The sequence below is a fragment of the Paraburkholderia sp. SEWSISQ10-3 4 genome, from assembly GCF_030464785.1.
In the GTDB taxonomy this organism is placed as follows: Bacteria; Pseudomonadota; Gammaproteobacteria; order Burkholderiales; family Burkholderiaceae; genus Paraburkholderia; species Paraburkholderia aspalathi.
The window spans coordinates 100,234-123,979 of record NZ_JALPRI010000013.1; the positions used below are offsets into that span (position 1 = coordinate 100,234).

At 62.0% G+C, this 23,746-nt stretch carries 22 protein-coding genes, 1 tRNA gene and 1 pseudogene; 11 read left to right on the plus strand and 13 right to left on the minus strand.

Features of this window, described 5'->3' with window-relative positions; all coding sequences use genetic code 11:
• Positions 1–84: 84 nt before the first annotated feature.
• The 4 genes from nagA to nagE all read left to right on the plus strand — a co-directional run bounded on the left by nagA (position 85) and on the right by nagE (position 6,683).
• Complete coding sequence (gene nagA / locus M0D68_RS22945) at positions 85–1,188, plus strand: N-acetylglucosamine-6-phosphate deacetylase (protein ID WP_266225420.1); 1,104 nt, start codon at positions 85–87, stop codon at positions 1,186–1,188.
• The gene (locus tag M0D68_RS22950) at positions 1,181–2,188 is read left to right on the plus strand and encodes an SIS domain-containing protein (protein WP_266225479.1); all 1,008 of its coding nucleotides are present in this window, start codon (positions 1,181–1,183) and stop codon (positions 2,186–2,188) included. Before nagA ends, M0D68_RS22950 begins: the two co-directional genes overlap by 8 nt.
• 38 nt (positions 2,189–2,226) lie before the next feature.
• Positions 2,227–4,791 carry a phosphoenolpyruvate--protein phosphotransferase gene (ptsP, locus tag M0D68_RS22955; RefSeq protein WP_266225422.1) on the plus strand — a complete coding sequence of 855 codons (2,565 nt, stop codon included), beginning with the start codon at positions 2,227–2,229 and terminating at the stop codon, positions 4,789–4,791.
• A 95-nt stretch (positions 4,792–4,886) separates the two neighbouring features.
• Positions 4,887–6,683, plus strand: coding sequence for an N-acetylglucosamine-specific PTS transporter subunit IIBC (gene nagE, locus M0D68_RS22960; protein WP_266225424.1), 1,797 nt, complete (start codon positions 4,887–4,889; stop codon positions 6,681–6,683).
• Between the two features lie 146 nt (positions 6,684–6,829).
• Here nagE and cydX read toward each other — a convergent pair whose 3' ends face one another.
• The 5 genes from cydX to rpoH form a co-directional block, all read right to left on the minus strand.
• Positions 6,830–6,946: a cytochrome bd-I oxidase subunit CydX gene (gene cydX / locus M0D68_RS22965; protein WP_093643722.1), complete on the minus strand. Its 117-nt coding sequence runs from the start codon at positions 6,944–6,946 to the stop codon at positions 6,830–6,832.
• Positions 6,947–6,974: 28 nt separating this feature from the next.
• On the minus strand, positions 6,975–8,111 hold the full coding sequence (cydB, locus tag M0D68_RS22970; RefSeq protein WP_054035782.1) for a cytochrome d ubiquinol oxidase subunit II: 1,137 nt from the start codon (positions 8,109–8,111) through the stop codon (positions 6,975–6,977).
• Between the two features lie 34 nt (positions 8,112–8,145).
• On the minus strand, positions 8,146–9,741 hold the full coding sequence (locus M0D68_RS22975) for a cytochrome ubiquinol oxidase subunit I (protein WP_093643720.1): 1,596 nt from the start codon (positions 9,739–9,741) through the stop codon (positions 8,146–8,148).
• The gene (cydP, locus tag M0D68_RS22980; protein ID WP_266225426.1) at positions 9,731–9,991 is read right to left on the minus strand and encodes a cytochrome oxidase putative small subunit CydP; all 261 of its coding nucleotides are present in this window, start codon (positions 9,989–9,991) and stop codon (positions 9,731–9,733) included. The genes M0D68_RS22975 and cydP overlap by 11 nt, the downstream gene beginning before the upstream one ends.
• A 348-nt stretch (positions 9,992–10,339) precedes the next feature.
• A complete protein-coding gene (rpoH, locus tag M0D68_RS22985; RefSeq protein WP_093643716.1) occupies positions 10,340–11,275 on the minus strand; it encodes an RNA polymerase sigma factor RpoH in 936 nt (311 codons plus the stop codon).
• Between the two features lie 363 nt (positions 11,276–11,638).
• Between rpoH and M0D68_RS22990 the strand changes: the two genes are divergently transcribed.
• Both M0D68_RS22990 and M0D68_RS22995 read left to right on the plus strand, forming a co-directional pair.
• Positions 11,639–12,202, plus strand: coding sequence for an acyloxyacyl hydrolase (locus M0D68_RS22990; RefSeq protein WP_266225427.1), 564 nt, complete (start codon positions 11,639–11,641; stop codon positions 12,200–12,202).
• Positions 12,203–12,245: 43 nt separating this feature from the next.
• Entirely contained in the window at positions 12,246–12,629 is a 384-nt protein-coding gene (locus M0D68_RS22995) for a nuclear transport factor 2 family protein (RefSeq protein WP_093643712.1), read from the plus strand.
• 250 nt (positions 12,630–12,879) lie between these two features.
• Here the strand turns inward: M0D68_RS22995 and M0D68_RS23000 are convergent.
• Together M0D68_RS23000 and ybiB are read right to left on the minus strand one after the other, a co-directional pair.
• Positions 12,880–13,863, minus strand: a pseudogene (locus M0D68_RS23000) (2-isopropylmalate synthase); the annotation flags it as partial.
• A 354-nt stretch (positions 13,864–14,217) separates the two neighbouring features.
• The gene (gene ybiB / locus M0D68_RS23005; protein WP_093643708.1) at positions 14,218–15,189 is read right to left on the minus strand and encodes a DNA-binding protein YbiB; all 972 of its coding nucleotides are present in this window, start codon (positions 15,187–15,189) and stop codon (positions 14,218–14,220) included.
• A 249-nt stretch (positions 15,190–15,438) separates the two neighbouring features.
• Here ybiB and M0D68_RS23010 point away from each other — a divergent pair, with 249 nt between their 5' ends.
• Together M0D68_RS23010 and maiA are read left to right on the plus strand one after the other, a co-directional pair.
• Positions 15,439–16,137 (plus strand): fumarylacetoacetate hydrolase family protein, encoded by a 699-nt coding sequence (locus tag M0D68_RS23010; RefSeq protein WP_211702887.1) that lies wholly within the window; start codon positions 15,439–15,441, stop codon positions 16,135–16,137.
• 25 nt (positions 16,138–16,162) lie between these two features.
• On the plus strand, positions 16,163–16,807 hold the full coding sequence (gene maiA, locus M0D68_RS23015; RefSeq protein ID WP_175052015.1) for a maleylacetoacetate isomerase: 645 nt from the start codon (positions 16,163–16,165) through the stop codon (positions 16,805–16,807).
• Positions 16,808–16,883: 76 nt separating this feature from the next.
• Here maiA and ftsY read toward each other — a convergent pair whose 3' ends face one another.
• The gene (ftsY, locus tag M0D68_RS23020; protein WP_266225429.1) at positions 16,884–18,050 is read right to left on the minus strand and encodes a signal recognition particle-docking protein FtsY; all 1,167 of its coding nucleotides are present in this window, start codon (positions 18,048–18,050) and stop codon (positions 16,884–16,886) included.
• A 240-nt stretch (positions 18,051–18,290) separates the two neighbouring features.
• On the opposite strand from ftsY, the gene rsmD reads away from it, so the two are divergent.
• The 3 genes from rsmD (at position 18,291) to M0D68_RS23035 (ending at position 19,853) form a co-directional block, all read left to right on the plus strand.
• Positions 18,291–18,905, plus strand: coding sequence for a 16S rRNA (guanine(966)-N(2))-methyltransferase RsmD (rsmD, locus tag M0D68_RS23025; RefSeq protein ID WP_154564550.1), 615 nt, complete (start codon positions 18,291–18,293; stop codon positions 18,903–18,905).
• Positions 18,906–19,016: 111 nt separating this feature from the next.
• Positions 19,017–19,532 carry a pantetheine-phosphate adenylyltransferase gene (coaD, locus tag M0D68_RS23030; RefSeq protein ID WP_028199075.1) on the plus strand — a complete coding sequence of 172 codons (516 nt, stop codon included), beginning with the start codon at positions 19,017–19,019 and terminating at the stop codon, positions 19,530–19,532.
• A gap of 63 nt (positions 19,533–19,595) precedes the next feature.
• Positions 19,596–19,853 (plus strand): YfhL family 4Fe-4S dicluster ferredoxin, encoded by a 258-nt coding sequence (locus tag M0D68_RS23035; RefSeq protein WP_093643699.1) that lies wholly within the window; start codon positions 19,596–19,598, stop codon positions 19,851–19,853.
• Between the two features lie 108 nt (positions 19,854–19,961).
• Here the strand turns inward: M0D68_RS23035 and hisC are convergent, their stop codons facing one another.
• From hisC to M0D68_RS23060, 5 genes are all read right to left on the minus strand, one after another.
• Positions 19,962–21,041: a histidinol-phosphate transaminase gene (gene hisC, locus M0D68_RS23040; RefSeq protein ID WP_211706570.1), complete on the minus strand. Its 1,080-nt coding sequence runs from the start codon at positions 21,039–21,041 to the stop codon at positions 19,962–19,964.
• Positions 21,042–21,089: 48 nt separating this feature from the next.
• A complete protein-coding gene (gene pth / locus M0D68_RS23045) occupies positions 21,090–21,692 on the minus strand; it encodes an aminoacyl-tRNA hydrolase (RefSeq protein ID WP_054035803.1) in 603 nt (200 codons plus the stop codon).
• Between the two features lie 150 nt (positions 21,693–21,842).
• Positions 21,843–22,466: a 50S ribosomal protein L25/general stress protein Ctc gene (locus tag M0D68_RS23050; protein ID WP_093643696.1), complete on the minus strand. Its 624-nt coding sequence runs from the start codon at positions 22,464–22,466 to the stop codon at positions 21,843–21,845.
• 164 nt (positions 22,467–22,630) lie between these two features.
• A complete protein-coding gene (locus tag M0D68_RS23055; RefSeq protein WP_006048037.1) occupies positions 22,631–23,587 on the minus strand; it encodes a ribose-phosphate pyrophosphokinase in 957 nt (318 codons plus the stop codon).
• 45 nt (positions 23,588–23,632) lie between these two features.
• Positions 23,633–23,709, minus strand: a tRNA-Gln gene (locus M0D68_RS23060).
• Between the last annotated feature and the right edge of the window lie 37 nt (positions 23,710–23,746).

The following is a 23,746-nucleotide window of genomic DNA, read 5'->3' on the forward strand; positions in this document are numbered from 1 at the left end:
CGCGCCTGAGCGGGCAGCCGTCACGTGCGGCATAGCCGAACGCAATTCAGTCACACCCCGCATTACGCCTCACCAGAGAGACTCATGCTGACCGGAAACATACTCACCACCGATGGGTGGATTCACGGCACGCTCGAATACGAAAACGGCCGCATCACGGCACTGACCGGCGAACGCATCGATCCGGCGAAGAATGACGCGCCGTACATCCTGCCCGGTTTCATCGATCTGCACGTGCATGGCGGTGGCGGCTCCGACGTGATGGAAGGCGGCGACGCGATCGAAACGATCAGCCGCACCCATGCTCGCCACGGTACGACCAGCCTGCTCGCCACCACGATGACCGCGCCGCGCGACGAGCTGATGAATGTCGTCGCGGGTCTGGGCAACAACGCGCGCATTCGCACGCCAGGCGGGTCGCGTGTGCTTGGCGTGCATCTGGAAGGTCCGTACATCAACCCCGGCAAGCTCGGCGCGCAACCAGACGCGGCCGTATCGGCCGTGATGGACGAAGTGCTGAAGTATCTGTCGATCGCGCCGATTCGCGTGGTCACACTGGCGCCGGAAATCGCCGGCCACATGGAGATCATCTCCGAGATGGCGGCGCGCGGCGTACGCGTGCAGCTCGGCCATTCGCTCGGCACCTACGACGACGCCGTCGCCGCACTCAAGCACGGCGCCTGCGGCTTCACGCATCTGTTCAACGCGATGTCGCCGCTGCATCACCGCAATCCCGGCCTCGTCGGCGCCGCACTCGCGCACGCCGAATTCGCCGAAATCATTCCCGACTTGCTGCACGTCCACCCGGGCGCGATCCGCGCCGCGTTGCGCGCGATTCCGCGTCTCTACGTCGTGACGGACAGCACCTCGGCGACCGGCATGCCCGACGGCGAATACCGCCTCGGCAGCCAGCATGTGACGAAGTGCCTCGGCGGCGTGCGTCTCGCCGACGGCACGCTCGCCGGCAGCACGCTGACGATGGATCAGGCGCTGCGCAATCTCGTATCGATCGGCTTGCCGATCGCCGATGTTTCAAACCGTTTGTCGCGCTACGCCGCCGACTACCTCGGCATCGAAGACCGCGGCCGCATCGCGCGCGGTGCGTGGGCCGATGTGGTCGTGTTCGATCGTGAACTGGCGTTGACCGCGACTTACGTCGAAGGAGAATCAATTGTCGAATATGCTTAAAGAGGCGCAGGCGTCCGCTGAAACGGTCGCCGCGCAGCTCAGGGATACCTCGCGCGTGGAAGCATTGGCGGCGAAGCTCGCCCAGCAACCGCGCCACGTTGCGCTGACAGTCGCGCGCGGCAGCTCGGACCATGCGGCGAGCTACTTCGCGAGCCTGACGATGAGCCGCCTCGGTGTACCGGTTGCCTCGCTGCCGATGTCGGTCGCGACGCTCCAGCAAGCGCCGCTGCAAGTGCGCGATCAACTTGCGCTGGCGTTCTCGCAGTCGGGCAAGAGCCCGGACCTGGTCGGCACGATGGAAGCGTTGCGCAAGGCCGGCGCGTTGACAGTGGCCGCGGTGAATGCGCCGAACTCGCCGCTGTCGGACGCTTGCGAGTTTCACCTGCCGCTCGTGGCCGGCCCGGAACTGAGCGTCGCGGCGACCAAGAGCTACATCGCCATGCTGTCGATCTCCGCGCAACTGGTCGCTCATTGGCAGAAAGACGAAGCGCTGCTCGGTGCGTTGAACACGCTGCCTGACGCGTTGCAAGCCGCCGGCAAGCTTGATTGGTCGAAGGCTGTGGATGAACTGCGTGGCGTCGAACGCATGATCGTGATTGGCCGCGGTCTGGGCCTTGCGATCGCGCAGGAAGCTGCACTCAAATTGAAAGAGACCTCCGGCATTCAGGCCGAAGCGTTTTCGAGCGCGGAAGTGCGGCACGGTCCAATGGAGTTGATCGACCGCGACTACCCGCTGCTGGTCTTCGCACCGCGTGGTCCCGAACAAGCCGGCTTGCTGCAACTCGCGCGCGACATGCAGGCGCGCGGCGCCCGCGTACTGCTCGCCGCGCCGGCCGACGTGCCGGAAGCGACCCTGCCGCTCGCCACCACCGCTCATGCGGCGCTCGATCCGATCGCCGCAATCCTGTCCTTTTATGTGATGGCTGCCGGCCTTGCCGCCGCTCGCGGGCGCAATCCTGACGCGCCACGCCATCTCAACAAAGTCACCGAAACTCACTGACGAGAAATCAGATGCGACGTGTCGAGGAGTCCCGCTTGATGAGCCATTCTGAAGGCCATATTGTTTTGCTCGCGCCGATGACCGGTCCGGTCGTGCCGCTGGCGAACGTGCCCGACCCTGTGTTTTCGGGCGGCATGTTCGGCGACGGCATCGGCATCGATCCGCTCGAGGGGCGACTCGTCGCGCCGTGCGACGGCACCATCACCCATCTCGCCCGCACCGGTCACGCAGTCACGCTTGCGACGGCCGAAGGCGTCGAGATTCTGTTGCACATCGGCATCGATACGGTCGAACTGAATGGCAAGGGCTTTGCGCCGATGGTCGCGCAAGGCGCCCATGTGCGCACCGGCGACATCCTGATCGAATTCGATCAGGACCAGGTCGCGCTGAATGCGCCGAGTCTCGTCTCGGTGATCGCGATTGCCAATTCGGATGCGTTTGAGATTGTCGAGCGTGTGCAGAACGGCATGCTGAAGGCAGGCGAAACGCCGTTGCTGGTGCTGCGCGCTCGCAGCGGCGAAGCGGCGGACGCATCGCGCCAGGCGAGCGCCACCAACGTGACCGAAGAAGCCCGTCAGCAAGTCACGCTGGTCCACGCGGGTGGTCTGCATGCACGGCCGGCGGCGCGCGCTCGTGAAGCGGCGCGCGGTTTCGATGCCCGTGTCGAAGTACGTTACGAAGGGCGCAAGGCGGCGATCGAGAGCGTGGTCGGTTTGCTCGGTCTTGGCGCTGGCGAAGGTGCGACTGTCGAGTTGCTCGGCGTTGGTCCGCAAGCTCAAGCTGCGATCGAAGCGATTGCACACGAATTGACGCGTGAAGCGCACGGTGAAGTCGAAGAGAAGCCGGCGCGACAAAGTTCGCCAGCGCCGCAAACGGTCGCGCGCGCTGCGGGCGAAACGCTCGCGCCGAATACGCTCGCGGGTGTGTGCGCGTCGCCGGGCGTCGCGGTCGGCAAACTGGTGCGTTGGGATGATGCGGATATTGATCCGCCGGAAAAGGCGAACGGCACGTCGGCGGCAGAGAGCCGGCTGCTCGACAAGGCGATTGCCACCGTCGACGCCGACCTCGGTACGACAGTGCGCGATGCGTCGCAACGCGGCGCGGTGGGTGAGGCGGGCATTTTCGCGGTGCATCGCGTATTGCTCGAAGATCCGACGCTGGTCGATGCCGCGCGCGATCTGATCAGTCTTGGCAAAAGCGCCGGGTTTGCATGGCGCGATGCGATCCGCGCACAGATCGCCATCCTGACGAATATCGAAGACGCGTTGCTCGCGGAACGTGCCGCCGATTTGCGCGACATCGAAAAACGCGTGTTGCGTGCGCTCGGTTATACGAACGCCGCGGCACGCACGCTGCCGGAAGAGGCCGTGCTCGCGGCTGAAGAGTTCACGCCGTCGGATCTGTCCTCGCTGGATCGCGCGCGCGTCACTGCGCTGGTGATGTCGCGTGGCGGCGCCACTTCGCATGCGGCAATCCTCGCGCGTCAGGCCGGCATTCCGGCGTTGGTGGCAGTCGGCGATGCATTGCACGCGATCCCTGAAGGTACGCAGGTCGTGGTGAACGCCACCACCGGCCGCGTCGAATTCGCGCCGACTGAGCTCGACGTCGAACGCGCGCGTCTTGAGCGCAGCCGCCTCGCCGGTGTGCGCGAAGCGAATCGCCGTACGTCGCAACAGGCAGCCGTGACGTCCGATGGCCGCGCGATCGAAGTCGCCGCAAACATCGCCACGCTCGACGACGCGAAAACTGCCGTCGACAACGGCGCCGATTCCGTCGGCCTGCTGCGCACCGAATTGCTGTTCATTCACCGCGCCTCGGCGCCGACCGTCGACGAACATCGCCAGAGCTATCAGGCCATTGTCGAAGCGTTGAGCGGCCGCACCGCGATCATTCGCACGCTGGATGTGGGCGCGGACAAGGAAGTCGATTACCTGACGCTGCCGCCCGAACCGAATCCGGCGCTCGGCCTGCGCGGCATCCGCCTCGCACAAGTGCGCCCGGATCTGCTCGACGATCAGTTGCGCGGCCTGCTCGCGGTGCAACCGCTCGGCGCGGTACGCATCCTGTTGCCGATGGTGACGGATGTCGGCGAGTTGATCCGCATCCGCAAACGCATCGACGAATTCGCTCGTGAATCGGGCCGTACCGAACCGATCGAAGTCGGCGTGATGATCGAAGTACCGTCGGCCGCGTTGCTCGCCGATCAACTGTCGCAACACGCGGATTTCCTCTCGATCGGCACCAACGATCTGACGCAATACACGCTCGCCATGGACCGTTGCCAGGCCGATCTCGCAGCGCAAGCGGACGGCTTGCATCCTGCGGTGCTGCGCCTGATCGCAGCAACCGTGCAGGGCGCGAACAAGCATGGCAAATGGGTCGGCGTATGCGGCGCACTGGCGGGCGATCCGCTGGCCATGCCGCTGCTCGTCGGCCTCGGCGTGACCGAACTTTCGGTGGATCCGGTGTCGGTGCCGGGCATCAAGGCGCGGGTGCGCAACCTCGATTATCAGCTGTGCCGTCAACGTGCCCAGGATGTCCTGGCGCTCGAATCGGCGCAGGCGGTAAGAGCAGTAAGCCGCGAAACCTGGCCTTTGGACTGAACCCCACACGGTCCGCAACCAGCTTCGCTCAGTAACCACGTAAAGCTAGAACTCAACGACGACTGTCGACAACGAGACAAGGATTGGAGGTGTCAATGGATGGGAATCCGTTTCTGAAGATTCAGCGCCTGGGACGCGCGCTGATGCTGCCGATAGCAGTGCTGCCGGTTGCCGGCCTGCTGCTGCGGTTGGGCCAACCCGATGTGTTCAACATCAAGATGATCGCCGACGCCGGCGGCGCGATCTTCGACAACCTGCCGTTGCTGTTCGCAATCGGCGTGGCGGTTGGCTTCGCGAAAGACAATAACGGCGTGGCGGGTCTCGCGGGTGCGATCGGCTATCTGGTCGAAATCGCGGTGATGAAGGACATCAACGACAAGCTCAACATGGGCGTGTTGTCCGGGATCGTGGCGGGTATCGTCGCGGGCTTGCTGTACAACAAGTACAAAGATATCAAGCTGCCAGACTACCTCGCATTCTTCGGAGGGAAACGCTTCGTGCCGATTGTCACCGGCGTGGTCTGTCTGGTGATAGGCATTGTGTTTGGCTATGTATGGCAGCCGGTGCAAGGCGTCATTGATACGGCCGGCCATTGGCTGACCACCGCAGGTGCGCTTGGCGCGTTCGTGTTCGGTGTGCTGAACCGCTTGCTGCTTGTCACGGGTCTGCATCACATTCTCAATTCGCTGACGTGGTTCGTGTTCGGCACCTTCACGCCGCCGGGTGGCGCGCCGGTGACGGGCGACCTGCATCGCTTCTTCGCGGGCGATCCGACTGCGGGCACGTTCATGACGGGCTTCTTCCCGGTCATGATGTTCGGTCTGCCGGCCGCGTGTCTCGCGATGTATCACGAGGCACCGAAAGAACGTCGCGCGATGGTGTTCGGCTTGCTGGCTTCGATGGCGCTTACCTCGTTCCTGACGGGCGTGACTGAGCCGATCGAATTCAGCTTCATGTTCCTCGCGCCGGTGCTGTATGCCATCCATGCGGTGCTGACGGGCTTGTCGCTGGCGATCTGCTCGGCGCTCGGGATTCATCTCGGCTTTACCTTCTCGGCTGGCTTTATCGACTACGTGCTGAACTACGGCCTGTCGACCAAGGGCTGGTGGGCGATTCCGATCGGCCTCGTGTACATGGTCGTGTATTACGGACTGTTCCGCTTCTTTATCCGCAAGTTCAACATGGCAACGCCGGGTCGTGAACCTGCTGCCGAAGAAGAACAGATCGAGTCGTTTGCGGCTGGCGGTTTCGTGTCGCCGGTGGCGGGTGCCGCCGTGCCGCGCGCACAGCGTTATATCGCCGCGCTGGGTGGCGCGTCGAACCTGTCGGTGGTGGATGCTTGTACGACGCGATTGCGTCTGTCGGTGGTGGATGCCAACAAGGTTTCGGAAAGCGAACTGAAGACGATCGGCTCGCGTGGTGTCCTCAAACGCGGTTCGACCAACGTGCAGGTGATTATTGGACCGGAAGCGGACATCATCGCTGATGAAATCCGCACGGTGATCGCACAAGGCGGTGGCGATGCCGTGAAGCCGGTGGCTGCTGCTGCGCCTGCTGTCGCTGCGGCTCCTGTGGCTCCTGTGGCTCCCGTGGCGACCGCAAGCGGTGCTAAGGGCGGTCCGCTCGATCCGGATCCGTTGCGTTGGCTCGCCGTGTTCGGCGGCGCGGGCAACGTCGTGTCGCTGGATGCCGTGGCGGCCACGCGTCTGCGGATCGTGGTTCGCGATCCGTCTGCGGTTGATCGTCAACGTCTTGCTACGCTCGATACGGCGTGGGTTTCGGCCGATACGTTCCACATCGTCGTTGGCGACGCAGCACAGCGCTACGCTGCACAACTGGCGACGCGTCTGTCGCCCGATACGGGTGCCGGTACGGCGCCGCAGCTGGCGTAATGCAACGTTGAGGAGCGGCCTGCGCCGCTCCATTGTTAAGCTTCTGTTCCGATGAAGCAGCAATAAAAAAGCGGCACCTTGATTCAAGGTGCCGCTTTTGCGTTTGCCGGCTTGAGCCTAACGGCGCGCGACCAGTAACAGATCCATCAACGTGCCTTCTGCTTACCCGCTTCCAAAGGCCGGCGCGTTTCCAGCCACATCACATTGATAATGCCGAAGGCCAACGCCACGCCAATGCCAAGAAGCCAACTGAAATACCACATCACAAACTCCTGTTATCCGTATTCCTGATCAATACATAGAATGGTGATTTTCTTCGAGCGCCGCGGCGGTCACCTTGCCTCGCATCACGCGATACACCCAGCTCGTGTAGATCAGGACGATCGGCAGGAAAATGATTACGGCGATCAGCATGATCTGCAGCGTCATGCGGCTCGAGGTCGAATCCCATACGGTCAGGCTGCTGCGGCCGTCGAGCGAGGAGGGCATGATGAACGGGAACATCGAGAAGCCCGCCGTCAGGATCACGCCGATGATCATCAGCGAGGTCGACAGGAAGGCGCTCTTTTCAAAACGCGAGCGCGCCAGCAACAAGGCAAGCACGCCACCCACGAGGCCCGCCACCGGCGCGATCACCATCCACGGATAGTTTGCGTAGTTGGTGAGCCACAAGCCGGGCGCGCCGATCACGTTCTTCAGCAGCGGGTTGGCCACCGTATCGAGCGGCGCGGCGTCGACGATCTGATAGCCGCCGATCATCGTGGCGATCAATGCGCCGGCAAGCAGGAATAGCACCACGGCGGCGAGCGAAGCGATCCGCAGCGCGAGCGATGCACGCTCGGCGACGACGTCGTCCGCCTTCATCTTCACGAAGGCCGCACCGTGCGCGGCCAGCATCGACACGCTAACGAGTCCGCACAGCACGGCGAACGGGTTGAGCAGAGCGAAGAAACTGCCGTGATACGTAACGCGCAGATCGGTGTCGAACGAGAACGGCACGCCTTGCAGCAGGTTGCCGAACGCCACGCCGAACACCAGCGCCGGCACGAAGCCGCCGACAAACAGCGCCCAATCCCACGCACTGCGCCAGCGCGGGTCTTCACGCTTGCTGCGGTAGTCGAAGCCGACCGGCCGGAAAAACAGCGAGAACAGCACCAGCAGCATCGCGAAGTAGAAGCCGGAGAACGACGCGGCGTACACCAGCGGCCACGCGGCGAACATCGCGCCGCCCGCAGTGATGAGCCACACCTGATTGCCTTCCCACGTTGCGCCGACCGTATTGACGACGATGCGTCGCTCGGCGTCGGTCTTCGCGATGAACGGCAGCAGAATCGCCGCGCCCATGTCGAAGCCGTCGGTGAGCGCGAAGCCGATCAGCAGCACGCCGATCAACACCCACCAGATCAGTTTGAGGGTTGCGTAATCCATGATGATCTTTCCCTTGGAACAGAGTGGCGGCGAATCATGCGGCCGTGTTGGTCGGCAGCGACTGATTCAGCGGCTGTTGTTGTTCGTGGTGATAGCGCCCCGTGTGCAGTGACGAAGGCCCGAGCCGCGCGTACTTGAACATCAGCATGATTTCGATGATGAACAGCACCGTGTAGAAAACGACGAAGCCGGCAATGCTCAGGTACAGATCCCCCGGCGTCAGACTCGATGCGGACAATGCGGTCGGCAGAATGCCGGCAATGGTCCACGGTTGACGGCCCACTTCAGCAACGATCCAGCCGAATTCAGCGGCGAGCCACGGCAACGGAATCGCCCACACAGCCCAGCGCAGGAACCAGCGGCGTTTCTCTAGGAGCAGGGAGCGCTGAGCGCAAAACCAGAACGCCAGCACGAAGGTCGCAAGGAAGAGGATGCCGAGGCCGACCATCAGTCGGAACGAGAAGAATACGGGCGCTACCGGGGGAATCGTTTTCTTGGCGGCCTGCACGATCTGATCCGGCGTGGCGTCGGTGACGTTCGCGGTGAACTGCTTGAGCATTAGGCCGTAGCCGAGGTCTTCTTTGTGCGCGTCGAAGGCGGCTTTGGCTTCGTCCGTGACATCGCCTTGCTTTAGCTTTTGCAGTGCGGCGTAGGCGAGCATGCCGTTCTTGATGCGCACTTCGTTTTGCGCCATCAGTTCTTTCAGGCCGACCACCGGTTCGTCGATCGAGCGCGTGGCGATGAGGCCGAGCGCATACGGGATCCGGATCGCATAGTCGGTGCGTTCTTCCTTCTGGTTCGGAATGCCGATGATCGTGAAGGGCGCCGGTGCGGGCGCCGTTTCCCATTCGGATTCGATGGCGGCCAGCTTGACCTGCTGAACTTCACCGGTGCGGTAGCCGGATTCGTCGCCGAGCACGATCACGCACAGTGTCGAGGCCAGGCCGAAGCCGGCGGCAATGGCGAACGAGCGCAAAGCGAATTCGGTGTCGCGGCGCTTCAGCAGATACCACGACGACACACCGAGCACGAACATCGAAGCGGTCACATAACCGGCCGATACGGTGTGCACGAACTTCACCTGCGCGACCGGATTGAATAGCACCGAGAAGATGCTGTCGAGTTCCATGCGCATGGTCTGGTAGTTGAAGGTAGCGCCGACCGGATTATTCATCCAGCCGTTGGCCACCAGAATCCACAGCGCCGACAGATTCGAGCCGAGCGCGACGAGGAACGTGACGCTTACGTGCTGCACTTTCGAGAGCCGCTTCCAGCCGAAGAAGAAGAGGCCGACGAAGGTCGATTCGAGGAAGAACGCCATCAACCCTTCAACGGCCAGCGGCACGCCGAAGATGTCGCCGACATAGTGCGAGTAGTACGACCAGTTGGTGCCGAACTGGAATTCCAGCGTGAGGCCGGTGGTGACCCCCATCGCAAAGTTGATGCCGAACAGCTTGCCCCAGAACTGGGTCATGTCTTTGTAGATCTGCTTGCCGGTCATCACATAGACGGACTCCATGATGACCAGCAACCAGGACAGACCGAGCGTGAGCGGCACGAACAGAAAGTGATAAAGCGCCGTGATGGCGAACTGGAGGCGCGACAGTTCTACGACTTCGCTAACGGGCATGTTGACCACCTTGGGACGGATGCGAGGCAGGCACGGACAGCAGCGCCTGCGCGACTTGTTCAGGCGGCAGCGACATATGCTCCGCCTGCGGATGATTGAAGAACGCGTACTTGAGCACCATCAGTAATGCGAATTTGATGGCGAGGACGATGGCGATATCCCGCGCCAGCGTCGGACCGCGCGCCCAGGCAGCGAGCCGTTTGCGCAGGCTCGAGCGAGGGGTGCTATGGCGATTCAGGGCTATGGTCATGATCGGTAGAAGGCAACTTCACACCGGCTTAACCGGCTGGATCCAGGCCGGTTCGGAGGCTTGGCGAGTTCATCCCGATTCTAGGAGCAATGACCTAGTGCGCGTAAGTTCGGCACTGCGGCATTGGGTCGCGAACGTCACGCCGTCGGGACAGTATTGCTATGGGGTTTGTGATACGTCAAGAAACACGTGTTTGGTGGGCATGTTCTTGAGTGAGTGCGCGTGCGTCTTCGATCGAGCGCTGGCATTGTCGAGTGGGCACAAAAAAGCCCTGCCTTCTTGCGAGGGCAGGGCTCTGCAGCTAAACAGTGTGCGCCAGACGAGCCGGCACGACTCAAGCTTTAAGTGTTACGCATATTCAGTCAACGCGCCGCGCATTTTCTTCATTGCGCTTGCCTCGATCTGGCGGATGCGTTCGGCCGACACGCCGAATTCGTCGGCCAGTTCGTGCAGCGTCGAGCCGCCCGAACCGTCGTCCTCCACCTTCAGCCAGCGAGCCTCGATGATGCGGCGACTGCGGGCGTCCAGCGCGTCCAGCGCGCTCGCGATACCGTCGCTTTGCAGCTTGTCGCGCTGACGCGAAGCCAGCACGGCTGTCGGCTCGCTATGCGAGTCGGCAAGGTAGGCGATCGGCGCGTACGACTCTTCGCCGTCTTCGACCTGACCTTCCAGCGCGATATCGCCGCCGGACAAGCGCGTTTCCATCTCGGCCACTTCTTCACGCTTCACGTTCAGCTCTTTGGCGAGACCTTCGATCTCGTCCGGCGTGAATGCGCCGAGACCCTGTTTGTGGCTGCGCAGGTTGAAGAACAGCTTGCGCTGCGCCTTGGTGGTGGCGACCTTCACCATCCGCCAGTTACGCAGAATGTATTCGTGGATCTCAGCCTTGATCCAGTGCATGGCGTACGACACGAGGCGCACGTTTTGCTCGGGGTCAAAGCGCTTCACGGCCTTCATCAGGCCAATATTGCCTTCCTGGATCAGGTCGGCATGCGGCAGTCCATAACCAAGGTAATTGCGCGCGATCGATACGACCAGCCGCAGGTGCGACAGGACGAGACGGCGTGCGGACCCAAGGTTGTCCTGCTCGCGAAATTCGGTGGCGAACTGGCGTTCTTCCGCCGGCGTCAGCATCGGAATCCGATTTACGGCCTGGATGTAGGCGTCGATATTGCCCAGTTGACCGGGCAGCAGCGAGGAATGCGAGAGCGCCAGCGCACCTGCCGAAGCGGCCTTAGCCGACGACGGGCTCAAAGTACTCGGAAGGGTCATTGCATGGCTCACGTAGGAAACTCCTTTGGAATCAGACAAAAGCGTGTTCAGTTAAAACGACTCCAGCGTTGGATGTTAGCACTCTGATTTGCCGAGTGCTAATACTTAGAGGCCGTAGGGGCATCCAAGTTCCGTAAATTCCTATTGAAATTTAGGTTTTGATAGCCATGGAGGGCTCTGTCGGCAAGTGCGTGTGCGCCGTAGAATTTACCTAACACATTCCTTTCGGTCTTATAAGTGACCGACTTTTTCTAAAACCGAAGTGACTAATTGCGGAAATTCAACATTCTTCAGACAATCCACGAAATCAGGATTGTCTTTAGAATAGGCGGAACAATTCGAAGGTAATCAGCGTTCGACTAGGTCGGGTGTTCGATGAACAACAAAAAAAATGTTTGGCGTGGTCTGGCTCTAAAAGGTTTGTCGGCGGCTTTGCTACTTGCCTGCTCCGGAGTGGCGGCAGCCGACCAGTTCGGCGTGCAGATCGCCGGCGGTCTCGGAGATCACCACATTAAAAAACTCGATCTCGGCCTGGTCTGGGATCCGAATCTGACGTGGTGGCAGATCGGCGATTGGCACTTTTCGCTGATCGGCGAAGCGCACGTGGCCTGGTGGCACACCGACGAAGGCAATGTGCACGAGAACATCGGCGAGATCGGTGTGACGCCTATCATTCGCTTCATCGACGGAGCGGGTGCGATTCGCCCTTACATCGAAGCAGGTGCCGGTATCCGCCTCCTGTCGAGCCCGAGAATTTCTACTGACCTCACGCTCGCGACCGCGTTCCAGTTCGCCCCCATGGCGGGAGTCGGCCTGCAATTCGGCAGTCACCAGCAGTACGAGGCGGGCTACCGCTTCCAGCATATTTCCAATGGCGGTATCAAAGAGCCGAATCCTGGTATAAATTTCCACCAGCTATATTTGCAATATAACTTCTGACGACCGTGGCCACGTTCGGCTCACCGGTGCAAGGGGCTGAGCAATGGCGGCAAAGATAATCGAAGCGATTCGCGGGCTCGAGCGCGAGCGCTTCCGTGCGATGGTCGACGGCGACGGGCAGTCGCTCGATGCGCTGCTCGCGGACAACGTGAGCTATGTCCATACGAACGGCAAGCGCGAAACGAAGCGACAGTTCATCGACGGTATTACCGCTGGGCGCCGCCGCTATCGGCAGATCGAGGTGCAGTCGCAAGATGTGCTGCCGGTGGGGCGCGAGACCTGCGTCGTCACGGGGCGCGCGCTGATCGAAATGGAAGCGAACAATGGCGCGCTGCTGTTTCCGATTGCGTACACGGCGATTCACACACAGGAAGACGGGCAATGGCGTCTGATTGCCTGGCAGGCGACGCGTTGCGCGATCGAGTGAGCTTTTTGAGCTCACTCCGTTTCGCCAGTCGCAGTGGGTGAGCGCCTTGTGAGCGCTCGAACGGCAAGAGCAGGCGGGTTGCACCGCTCATGCTGAATTGGCCGCCTGGTGGGTCGGTCAGGCGGGTTTTGATGCAGTTGCGCCGCCGCTAATGCGGTCCAAACGGGGAGGGCGGCTCCGCCCCGTCTCAAGTCACTCAGGCAGCTACGCGCTGCAGATCCTCATCGCTCCACACCGGCCGCTTTGCGGCATCACCCGCATACGGATGCCGCGGATGCACCGGAATCTGATTGCAGCGCTCGACCACGCGCCGCACCGCATCGATGTCTGAAAAATCGAGGCCCGGGTCGACGCCCTGCGCGTGAAGGTTCATCGCGAGCGTAACGAGGTCCATGTTGCCGGTGCGCTCGCCATTGCCGAACAGACACCCTTCGACGCGATCCGCGCCCGCCAGCAGCGCCAGTTCCGTAGCGGCCACGGCGGTGCCGCGATCGTTATGCGGATGCACCGACAGCACGATGCTGTCGCGATAGCTGAGATTGCGGTCCATCCATTCGATCTGATCGGCGAACACGTTCGGTGTCGCGGCCTCGACGCTCGCGGGCAGGTTGACGATCATCTTGTGGTCGCGCGTGGGCCGCCAGGTCTGCGCGACTGCGTCGCATACTTCGCGCGCGTAGGGGAGTTCGGTCGCGTTGAAGGTTTCGGGCGAATACTGGAACGTCCAGTGCGTGTCGGGCCGCGCCTGCGCATGTTCCTTGATGAGGCGTGTGCCTTCCACCGCCAGTGCCTTGATCTGCTCCTTCGACTGGTTGAAGACGATCTTGCGAAACGACGGGCAGATTGCGTTGTACAGGTGCACGATGGCGCGCGGCGCGCCCTCCAGCGATTCGAACGTGCGCGCAATCAGTTCGGCGCGTGAGGGCACGAACACTTCAATCGTCACGTCGTCGGGAATGCGTTTTTCTTCGATCAGCTTGCGCACGAAATCGAAGTCGGTTTGCGAGGCCGACGGGAAACCGACTTCGATCTCCTTGAAGCCGATCGCCACCAGCATCTCGAAGAATTCGAGCTTTTGCGCGGCATTCATCGGCTCGATGAGCGCCTGATTGCCGTCACGCAGATCGGTGCTCATCCAGATCGGCGCCTGGTTGATCGTGCGGCTCGGCCATTTGCGCCCGGTGAGGCGCACTGCGGGAAAGGGGCGGTATTTTTCAGCGGGATTGCGCAACATGAAATTGACCCTCGCGCCTCGTCCGAAGGGTAAACGGACGAACGCAAACGACTACAGGTTGTGAAGAACTACGGTCGGGGGTGAGACAGTAACTGCGGGGAGCTGCTTTGAAGACCGCGCTTTGGGCAACTAATCTGGATGATTCAGGCTGCCAACGCGCGGCGCTACGTCTGACTTACGCTAGACGTAGCGATAGGGGCCGCGCTAGGCGGCCGGAGGTAATTCGGAGGGTGTTCGGAAGGGAACGCATGCGTCTAATGTATGACGGCTCGCCGCGGCGTGTCAACCCGCGGCCGTCATCATGGCGCGTGCGGGCTATGCCGCAAGCACTTTGTTGCACTCACGCCGCGCACGTCACACGGGTATTTTCGCGACGTCGACGATCAGCTCCACTTGCCGTTCGATCGCGCTCGGGACAGGCGCTTCGCCGCGCAACACGGCGTCGATCCAGGCGGCTGTGGTCGCGGCGTCGCGAGCTTCGGGCAAGTCGACTTCAGGCGCGTCGGGCGACGAGCGCTCGTGCGGCACACGCGTTTCGCAGATGCCGTCGTGCAGCCAATCCACTTGCACCTGGCGGCGCGTGTCGGCCACCGCTTCGCCTTCGGTGCCGCGCGCGAGCAGGGCGCCGCCCTCCGCGGCGGCCGGGTGCGTGTTGAACAGTTGGGTGAGACTGTCGCGATATGGCGGATGCGTATAGTTCACGAGCCGCAGCCCGGCGGGCGCGAACGGCTGCAGAATTTTCACGAGCGTGTGCGTTGAATTGCGTACGCCCATCCGCCGGCGCAGCGAGAGAAGGTGCGCGAGCTTCGGCGCGAGTACCTCGATCGGTGCGAATGCGAGACGGCGCTCGGCGAGACCGTCTTCGATGTCGGCGTGCGATCGCGCGTGCGGAATCTGCAGATGTGTGAAGATTTCAGCGCTCGTCACGCGGCCCGGATCTTCCGTGACGCCATGCACCAGCACCGGCACACCTTCGCGCGCCAGCAGCAGCGCGAGCAGCGGCACCAGGTTGGGCTGCTTGCGCGCGCCGTTGTACGTGGGTATCGACACGGGCCGGAATGCCGCGTGCGGCAGATGAAGCGGTTCGAACGACGCCTGCGCGCCGGCCAGCATGGCGGCGAGTTCGTCGGCCGTTTCGCCTTTCACGCGATACGCTAGCAGCACGGCGCCGAGTTCGAGATCGGCCACGCGGCCGTCGAGCATCGCGGTGTAAAGCGTGCGCGTATCTTCGGCAGTCAGCGCGCGGGCGCCGTTCGGGCCGCGGCCGATTTCCTTGATATAGCGGGCGCAGGGAAAAAAATTGGCGGTGTCGGCGGAGTCGGTCATCGGGCGCAGTGGGACGAGGGCGTGCCGCCTTGGGCGGTCGGCCAGGGAATTCAAAGGACGCTATCCAGTGTGAGTATCGCATCTATAGCGACGAGGCGGTCCGGCGGGCCGGCGATCCCGTGAGACGATGCGGCGGAATCGCCGGTCCGCGCGTGCCGGTGCCGATCCGCTGCGCGGCGCTTTGCCGCGCGTTACACTCGATGTTTTATCGCCGCGCGGGCGCGGCACAATCCAGAAACGGAGAACGGGATGAGTTACGTATTTGCACCCGCACCGGTCGTTGCGGTGCCGGTCGTGGGGTCCAGCGAGCAGTTCGCGGTGCGTCGCATCTACTGTGTGGGCCGCAACTACGAGGCGCACGCGCGCGAGATGGGGCACGATCCTGACCGCGAACCGCCGTTCTTCTTTGCCAAACCGGCCGATGCCGTGCTGTATGTCGCGCCGGGTGCGACCGGCGAATTCCCCTATCCCTCACAATCGAAGAACGTCCACTTCGAGATGGAACTGGTGGCGGCGATCGGCAAAGGCGGCAAGAACATTCCGGCCGAAAGCGCGCTCGACCACGTGTACGGTTATGCGCTCGGTCTCGACATGACACGCCGCGATCTGCAGGCCGAAGCGAAGAAGCTGGGCCGTCCCTGGGATACCGCGAAGGGCTTCGATCACTCGGCGCCGCTCGGTCCAGTCCATCCAGTCACGACAGTCGGCCATGTCGGCAAGGGCGCGATCTGGTTGTCGGTGAACGGCGAGGAAAAACAGAATTCGGATGTGTCGCAACTGATCTGGTCGGTGGCCGAGACGATTGCCTATCTGTCGACGCTGTTCGAACTGCAACCGGGCGATCTGATTTTCACCGGCACGCCCGAAGGCGTCGGCGCGGTGGTGCAGGGCGACCTCATGAAGGGCGGTGTGGACGGGCTCGGCGAGCTCAGCGTACGCGTCGTCTGAAGCGCGGTGGGAGGAGACACATAACATGAAGCTCTACAGCTATTTCCGAAGCTCGGCGTCCTATCGCGTGCGCATCGCGCTGAACCTGAAGGGCCTGCCGTACGACTATGTGCCGGTGCACCTCGTGCGCGACGGCGGCGAGCAGCTGAAGCCGGAGTATCGCAAGGTGAATGCGGACGGCATCGTACCCACGTTCGTCGATGGCAACGAAGTGATGCCGCAATCGCTCGCGATCATCGAGTATCTGGAGGAAACGCATCCGGAGCCGCCGCTGTTGCCCGGCACGCCGGCCGAGCGCGCCTATGTGCGTTCGGTGGCGCTGCAGGTGGCGTGCGAGATCCATCCGCTGAACAATCTGCGCGTTTTGAAATACCTGAAACACACGCTGTGTGTCGACGACGACGCGAAAGACGCGTGGTACAAGCATTGGGTCGAAGCAGGCTTTGCGACGCTCGATGCACATCTGGCGGGCGATTCGCGCACCGGCAAGCTGTGTTTCGGCGACACGCCGACACTGGCTGACGCCTGTCTGATTCCCCAGGTGTTCAACGCTCAGCGCTTCAAGGTGGATACGGCGAAGTTTCCGACGATTCAGCGAATCTACGAACACGCGATGCAGATCGACGCGTTCGCTCGCGCAGCGCCTGGTGTTCAGCCCGACGCGGAATGATGCTGTGGCTTGAATGAAAAAAAGGGCGCTCGGAAGAGCGCCCTTTTTGCTTGTTTTGCGACGAACGTCGCTGTGTTCAACCGCCCAGTAACGCGTCCGAAAACTCTTCCGCGCTGAACGGCTGCAAGTCCTCTACCTTTTCACCGACGCCGATAAAGTACACCGGAATCGGACGCTGACGCGCAATCGCGGCGAGAATGCCGCCCTTCGCGGTGCCGTCGAGCTTGGTGACGATCAGGCCGGTGAGGCCGAGCGCGTCGTCGAAGGCTTTTACTTGCGCGAGGGCGTTCTGGCCGGTGTTCGCATCGATTACCAGCAACACTTCATGCGGCGCGCCGTCTTGCGCCTTGCCGATCACGCGCTTCACCTTGCGCAGTTCTTCCATCAGATGAAGTTGCGTCGGCAGACGGCCGGCCGTGTCCGCCATCATGACGTCGATCTTGCGCGCACGCGCGGCGCCAACCGCGTCGAAAATCACGGCGGCCGGATCGCCGCTTTCCTGCGACACGACCGTCACGTTGTTGCGCTGGCCCCAGATTGCGAGCTGCTCGCGCGCGGCGGCGCGAAAGGTGTCGCCGGCAGCCAGCAGCACCGACTGCTCGAAGCTTTGCAGATGCTTGGCGAGCTTGCCGATGCTGGTGGTCTTGCCCGCACCGTTGACGCCCGCGATCATCATGACCAGCGGTTGCGCGCGGCCGAGCATCAACGATTTTTCCAGCGGCTTGAGCAGGTCGATCAGCAGCGTGCGCAGCGCTGTTTTCACCTGCTGAGGATCGGTGAGGCGTTCGGCGCGCACTTTTTCGCGCAACGATTCGAGCAGAAATTCGGTGGCTTCGACGCCCGCATCCGACATCAGCAGCGCGGTTTCGAGCTCTTCGTACAGATCCTCGTCGATCTTCGTGCCGACGAAAATACCGGTCAGGCTCGAACTCGTTTTCGACAGACCGGTCTTCAGACGCGTGAGCCACGAGCGCTTTGCGTTCGCGTCCTGCATAGGCGGCGGGACGATTTCGACGGTTTCGAGCGCGGGTGCTTCGGCTTCGGGCTCATTGGCGGACGTCGCGGCAGCCGGCTGCGTATCGACGCGAACCGGAGCCACCGGCTGCGGCGCTGACGGCGCGACGGGCGCTTGCGGCGCCTCTACGGCGGGTTCGGGCGCTAGGGCTTCCGGCGCTGTCTGCGATTCTTCTGGCGCGTTATCGGACTCTTTCGAACCCTTGAATCGTTTGAAAAAGCTGAACATGATCTGGCGTGGTGAGAGCGCGCGCCGATGCGCGCAGCCGGGACGGGCCCGTGGGAGCGGCAGGCAGCGTTGCGATGCGGGATGCAAGGCGCTGGAAGCCGCACATTTTATCAGGCGCGCCGCCACCCGTCGTATTGGCCGAACGGCCAGGCTGGACGCCAGGCGCCCCTGTGGTAACGTTGGCGCTCCAGTCCGCACGCATCGGCGTCGCGGGCGCCCTAATAACGTAATCGAAACTGCATGCCCCGTTCTGCTCCTTCACGCGCCCACGGCGCTTCGTCCAAAGGCGGCAAGCCGCACGCCATCCGTATCATCGGCGGCGACTGGAAGCGCACACCGCTGCCCGTGCTCGACCTCGACGGCCTGCGCCCCACGCCCGACCGCGTACGCGAGACGCTCTTCAACTGGCTCGGCCAACGGCTGGACGGCCAGCGTTGCCTCGATCTGTTTGCCGGCAGCGGTGCGCTTGGCTTCGAAGCTGCCTCGCGCGGCGCCGCGCGGGTGTTGATGGTCGAGCGCAATGCGCGGGCCGCAAGCCAGCTGCGCGCGAACCAGGAGCGCCTCGCGGCGCGTACGATCGAAATCGCGGAAGCCGACGGCTTGCGCCTCGCGGCGAGTCTCGCCCCCGGATCGTTCGACGTGGTTTTCCTCGATCCGCCGTTCGACGGCGATCTGCTCGATAAGGCGCTCGCGCTGGCCGTGCCGCTGCTGAGCCCGGAAGGTTTTCTGTACGTGGAAGCCGGCGACGCGCTCGAACTCGATGGGAACGAGACGCTCGCCGGTTGGGAAATCGTGCGGCAAGGCAAAGCGGGCGCTGTCCACTTTCATTTGCTGCAGCGCGAAAATAAGGAATAATGCGCGTTCCAAAACAAGCCGCGGACGGTTACCGTCACGCGTGCGGTCGGTGCCAAATGCGTCACGCGGACGCTTTGACGTGCCCATTTGTCTGAAGAGAGGAGAAGTCTCATGGTAGTCGCCGTGTACCCGGGCACATTTGACCCGCTGACGCGCGGTCACGAAGACCTCGTTCGGCGCGCGTCGAGCATTTTCGACACGCTGGTGGTGGGCGTTGCCGACAGCCGCAACAAGAAGCCGTTCTTCACGTTGAAAGAGCGTCTCGACATCGCTCACGAAGTGCTCGGGCACTACCCGAACGTTCAGGTGATGAGCTTTAAAGGGCTATTGAAGGACTTTGTCCGCAGCAATAACGCCCGGGTGATCGTGCGTGGCCTGCGAGCCGTCTCGGACTTCGAATATGAGTTCCAGATGGCCGGCATGAACCGCTATCTGCTGCCGGACGTCGAAACCATGTTCATGACGCCGTCCGATCAGTACCAGTTCATCTCCGGCACCATCGTGCGTGAAATCGCGCAACTGGGCGGCGACGTCAGCAAGTTCGTGTTCCCGTCGGTCGAAAAATGGCTGAAGGAAAAGGTTGCCGCGCTGGATCCGAATGACGGCGTCTCGGCGGGACAACCGTAACCGGCGTAAACTGTCGGATTGACGGATCAAAGCTGGCTTCGGCCGGCGCGAAGTGAGAGAAGTATGGCCTTGATGATTACCGACGAGTGCATCAATTGCGACGTGTGCGAGCCCGAGTGCCCGAACGACGCAATTTCGATGGGCCCGGAAATCTACGTGATCGACCCGAAGAAATGCACCGAGTGTGTCGGCCATTTCGACGAACCCCAGTGTATTCAGGTGTGCCCAGTCGAGTGCATTCCGCGCGACCCCGAGCATCTGGAATCGGCGGAAGGTCTGATGGCGAAGTACCACGCGCTGCAGGCAGCGAAGGGCGCGTGAGCATTGGATGATGGAGAACGGCGAGGCGGCTGCCTCGCCGTTTTCTTTTGTGGCAACGCTCTATGTCTGTCGCTCGCGAGCTTGTCCCGATCGCTCGCTATCCCATCGTTACCCGACGTAAGCGCTGAAAATGTCGCGCAGTGCGTCCAGCAGAATGTCGCATTCGGCGTCAGTGCCGACCGAGATTCGCAGATGTTGGTCGATTCGTGCCGCCTTGAAATGGCGCACGAAAATTTCCTTTTCCCTTAGCCGTGCCACGAGCGTCGCTGCGTCGTAGCCTTCGTGACGCGCGAACAGCAGATTCGCCGCCGACGGCACCACCTCGAAGCCCAGTGCCGTCAAGCCTGCCGCCAACCGCTCACGGCTCGCAATCACTTTGGCGCAGGTGTCTCGGAACCATGCATCGTCCTCGTATGCAGCGATGGCCGCGACTTGCGCCAGGCGGTCGAGCGGATACGAGTTGAAGCTATCCTTCACGCGGTTCAGTGCGTCGATCAGTTCCGGATTGCCGAACGCGAAGCCGACTCGCATGCCAGCGAGCGAACGCGACTTCGATACCGTCTGTATCACCAGCAGGTTGGGATAGCGGTCGATCAGCGTGATGGCCGATTCAGCGCCGAAATCGACATAGGCCTCGTCGATCACCACGACCGATTCGGTATTTCTCGCCACCAGACGCTCGATATCGGCGAGCGGCAGCGGTCGTCCGGTCGGCGCGTTCGGGTTCGGGAACAGGATGCCGCCGTTAGGCGTCGTGTAGTCGTCGACATTAATGGCGAAGCTGTCGTCGAGTGCAATGGTCCGATAGTCGACTTCAAAGAGCCGCGCGTAGGTCGGATAGAAGCTGTATGTGATATCCGGAAACAGCAGCGGTTTGTCGTGCTTCAGCAAGGCCTGAAAGGTGAGCGCGAGCACTTCATCCGAGCCGTTGCCTGCGAACACCTGTTCCGGGCGAATGCCGTGGTATGCGGCCACCGTTTCGCGCAACTTGCGCGCGGTCGGGTCGGGATAGCGCCGCAGCGACTCGCCCGCGTCGCCCAGTTCCTGCTGGATCGCTTCAAGCACGCGCGGCGACGGCGGATAGGGATTCTCGTTGGTGTTCAGCTTCACCGGATGCGCAACCACGGGCTGCTCGCCCGGCACATACGGCGTCAGACGGTGGACGATGTCACTCCAGTAGCGGCTCAAGCGATTTCTCCTGTCGATGGCGATACGGGTGATACGGGCAGGGTCCGCTCAGGGATTGCGGTGCAACTGCATCATCGCGCGCTCGAGTTCGCCTTTGATGATCTGCGGCATCACGGCCAACGCACGTTCGATCGACGCATCGATCACGTCCTGCTCTTCCCGCCGCGGCGGCTTCAGTACGTAATTGGCGACGTCCGGTTTGGCGCCGGCTCGCGCGCTTTCGGGAATCAGGTCACGCGGATGGCCGATGCCGATCCGCAGCCGCCAGTACTGTTGCGATGACAGATGCGCGGTGATGTCCTTCAGCCCGTTATGACCGCCGCTGCCACCACCGAGCTTCAGCTTGACGCTGCCCGGCGGCATGTCGAGCTCGTCATGCGCGACCAGAATTTCGTCCGGAAGAATCTTGAAGAACTGCGCGAGCGCCACGACCGACTGCCCCGAGCGGTTCATATATGTTTGCGGTTGCAGCAGATGCACTTCTTCGCCGTGAAGCCGGGCCTTCGCATAGAAACCGTGAAAGCGCCGCTCGTCGCGTAGTGTTGTGCCTGCTTCGCGCGCCAGTTGATCGACCAGCCAGAAGCCGGCATTGTGGCGCGTCGCGGTGTATTCAGCGCCCGGATTGCCGAGCCCGACGATCAGCTTGATCATGATTGCATAGGTCCATCTGGCCTCGGCGCCGAACGCGACCGAGCCGAAAAAAACCGAAAAAAAACCCGCCGGGGCGAACCTCGGCGGGTCACATCGACCGTTTCATTGAAACGGATCGAGAGGATTGCTTGCTCAGCGCCAAAAAGGCACTTAGGCAGCCGGCGTTTCGCCTTCGCCTTCAGCAGCAGCGGCGTCGCCTTCGGCGATTGCGCCAGCCGGGATCGTTGCCGATGCGACGACCGGGTTTTCTGCGTCAACGTGAGCAACCAGTGCCACACCTGCCGGCAGGACGATGTCCTTGGCGTGCAGCGAGTGACCAGCTTCGATCGTCGCCAGGTCAACTTCGAGGAATTCCGGCAGTGCCGACGGCAGGCACTCGATTTCGATTTCGTTGAGGACGTGCGAGATCACCGCGCTCGACAGCTTCACTGCCGGGTTGGTTTCCTGGTTCATGAAGTGCAGCGGCACCTTGGTGTGCAGCTTCTTCTTCGCGTCGACACGTTGGAAGTCCACGTGCAGCACGAGCTGACGGAACGGGTGGTATTGCACGTCGCGCAGCAGAACCTGTTGCGACTTGCCTGCCACTTCCAGTTCGAGGATCGACGAGTGGAAAACTTCTTTCTTCAGCGCGTGCCAGAGTGCGTTGTGGTCCAGTTCGACCAATTGCGTTTCAGCACCAGCGCCATATACGATGCCCGGGGTCTTACCCGAGATACGCAGGCGGCGGCTCGCACCCGTACCTTGCAAGGAACGCTCGAAAGCGACTACTTTCATGTTGAATCTCCAATGCACTGCCCGCGACCAGGCAGTAAAAACGGGGCCTCCAAGCCATTACGGCTGAGGCCCCAGAGCGATGGCACGAACCTTCGTTCGTTCATGCCAATTGTGCAAAAGTGCAGCGTGCGGTACTGCTATGCGCGCCGCGCCTTCGCAAATACTTAACTTTCAGCGAACAGCGACATCACCGAATCGCCGCGGCGAATCCGCGAGAACGTTTCGGCGAGCAGGCCGGCGCTGGTCAGCGAACGGATCTTGGCGCACGAGCGGGCTTCTTCGCCGAGCGGGATCGTATCGGTAACAACGAGTTCGTCGAGTGCCGAAGCTGCAATTCGCTCGCCTGCACCGCCCGACAGAACCGGGTGGGTAGCGTAAGCGAACACCTGCTTCGCACCGCGTTCCTTCAAAACCTGAGCTGCCTTGCAGAGCGTGCCTGCGGTGTCGACCATGTCGTCCATGATCACGCAGGTGCGGCCTTCGACTTCACCGATGATGTTCATCACTTCGGCAACGTTCGCCTTCGGGCGGCGTTTGTCGATGATCGCGAGATCGCAATTCAGTTGCTTGGCCAATGCACGGGCACGCACCACGCCGCCGACGTCCGGCGAAACGACCAGCAGGTTCTCGTAGTTCTGCTTGCGCAGATCGCCGAGCAGCACGGGCGTAGCGTAGATATTGTCGACCGGGATGTCGAAGAAGCCTTGAATCTGGTCGGCGTGCAGATCCATCGTAATGATCCGCTCGACGCCGGCGATTTCCAGCATATTCGCCACGATCTTCGCCGAGATGGCGACGCGCGCCGAACGCGGGCGTCGATCTTGACGGGCATAACCGAAGTAGGGGATGGCTGCGGTGATCCGGCCTGCGGATGCGCGCTTGAGCGCATCGACCATGATCATCAGTTCCATCAGATTGTCATTCGCCGGCGCGCACGTGGATTGCAGGACGAAGACATCCTTGCCACGCACGTTTTCCTGAATCTCGACCTGGATTTCGCCGTCCGAGAAACGGCTGACCATTGCTTTGCCGAGGGGAATACCGAGGATTTTGACGACTTCCTGTGCAAGCGCGGGATTTGCGTTGCCAGTAAAAACCATCAGGCCGTCATGGCTGCTCATCGTGCACCTACTTCAGGCTGGGGGCGAGGGAAATGCGAGAATTTTTGGCAGGGGAGGAAGGAGTCGAACCTTCGAATGCCGGAATCAAAATCCGGTGCCTTAACCAACTTGGCGACTCCCCTACACTAACTTTGAGCTTCACCGAACGAGGGAACGTTC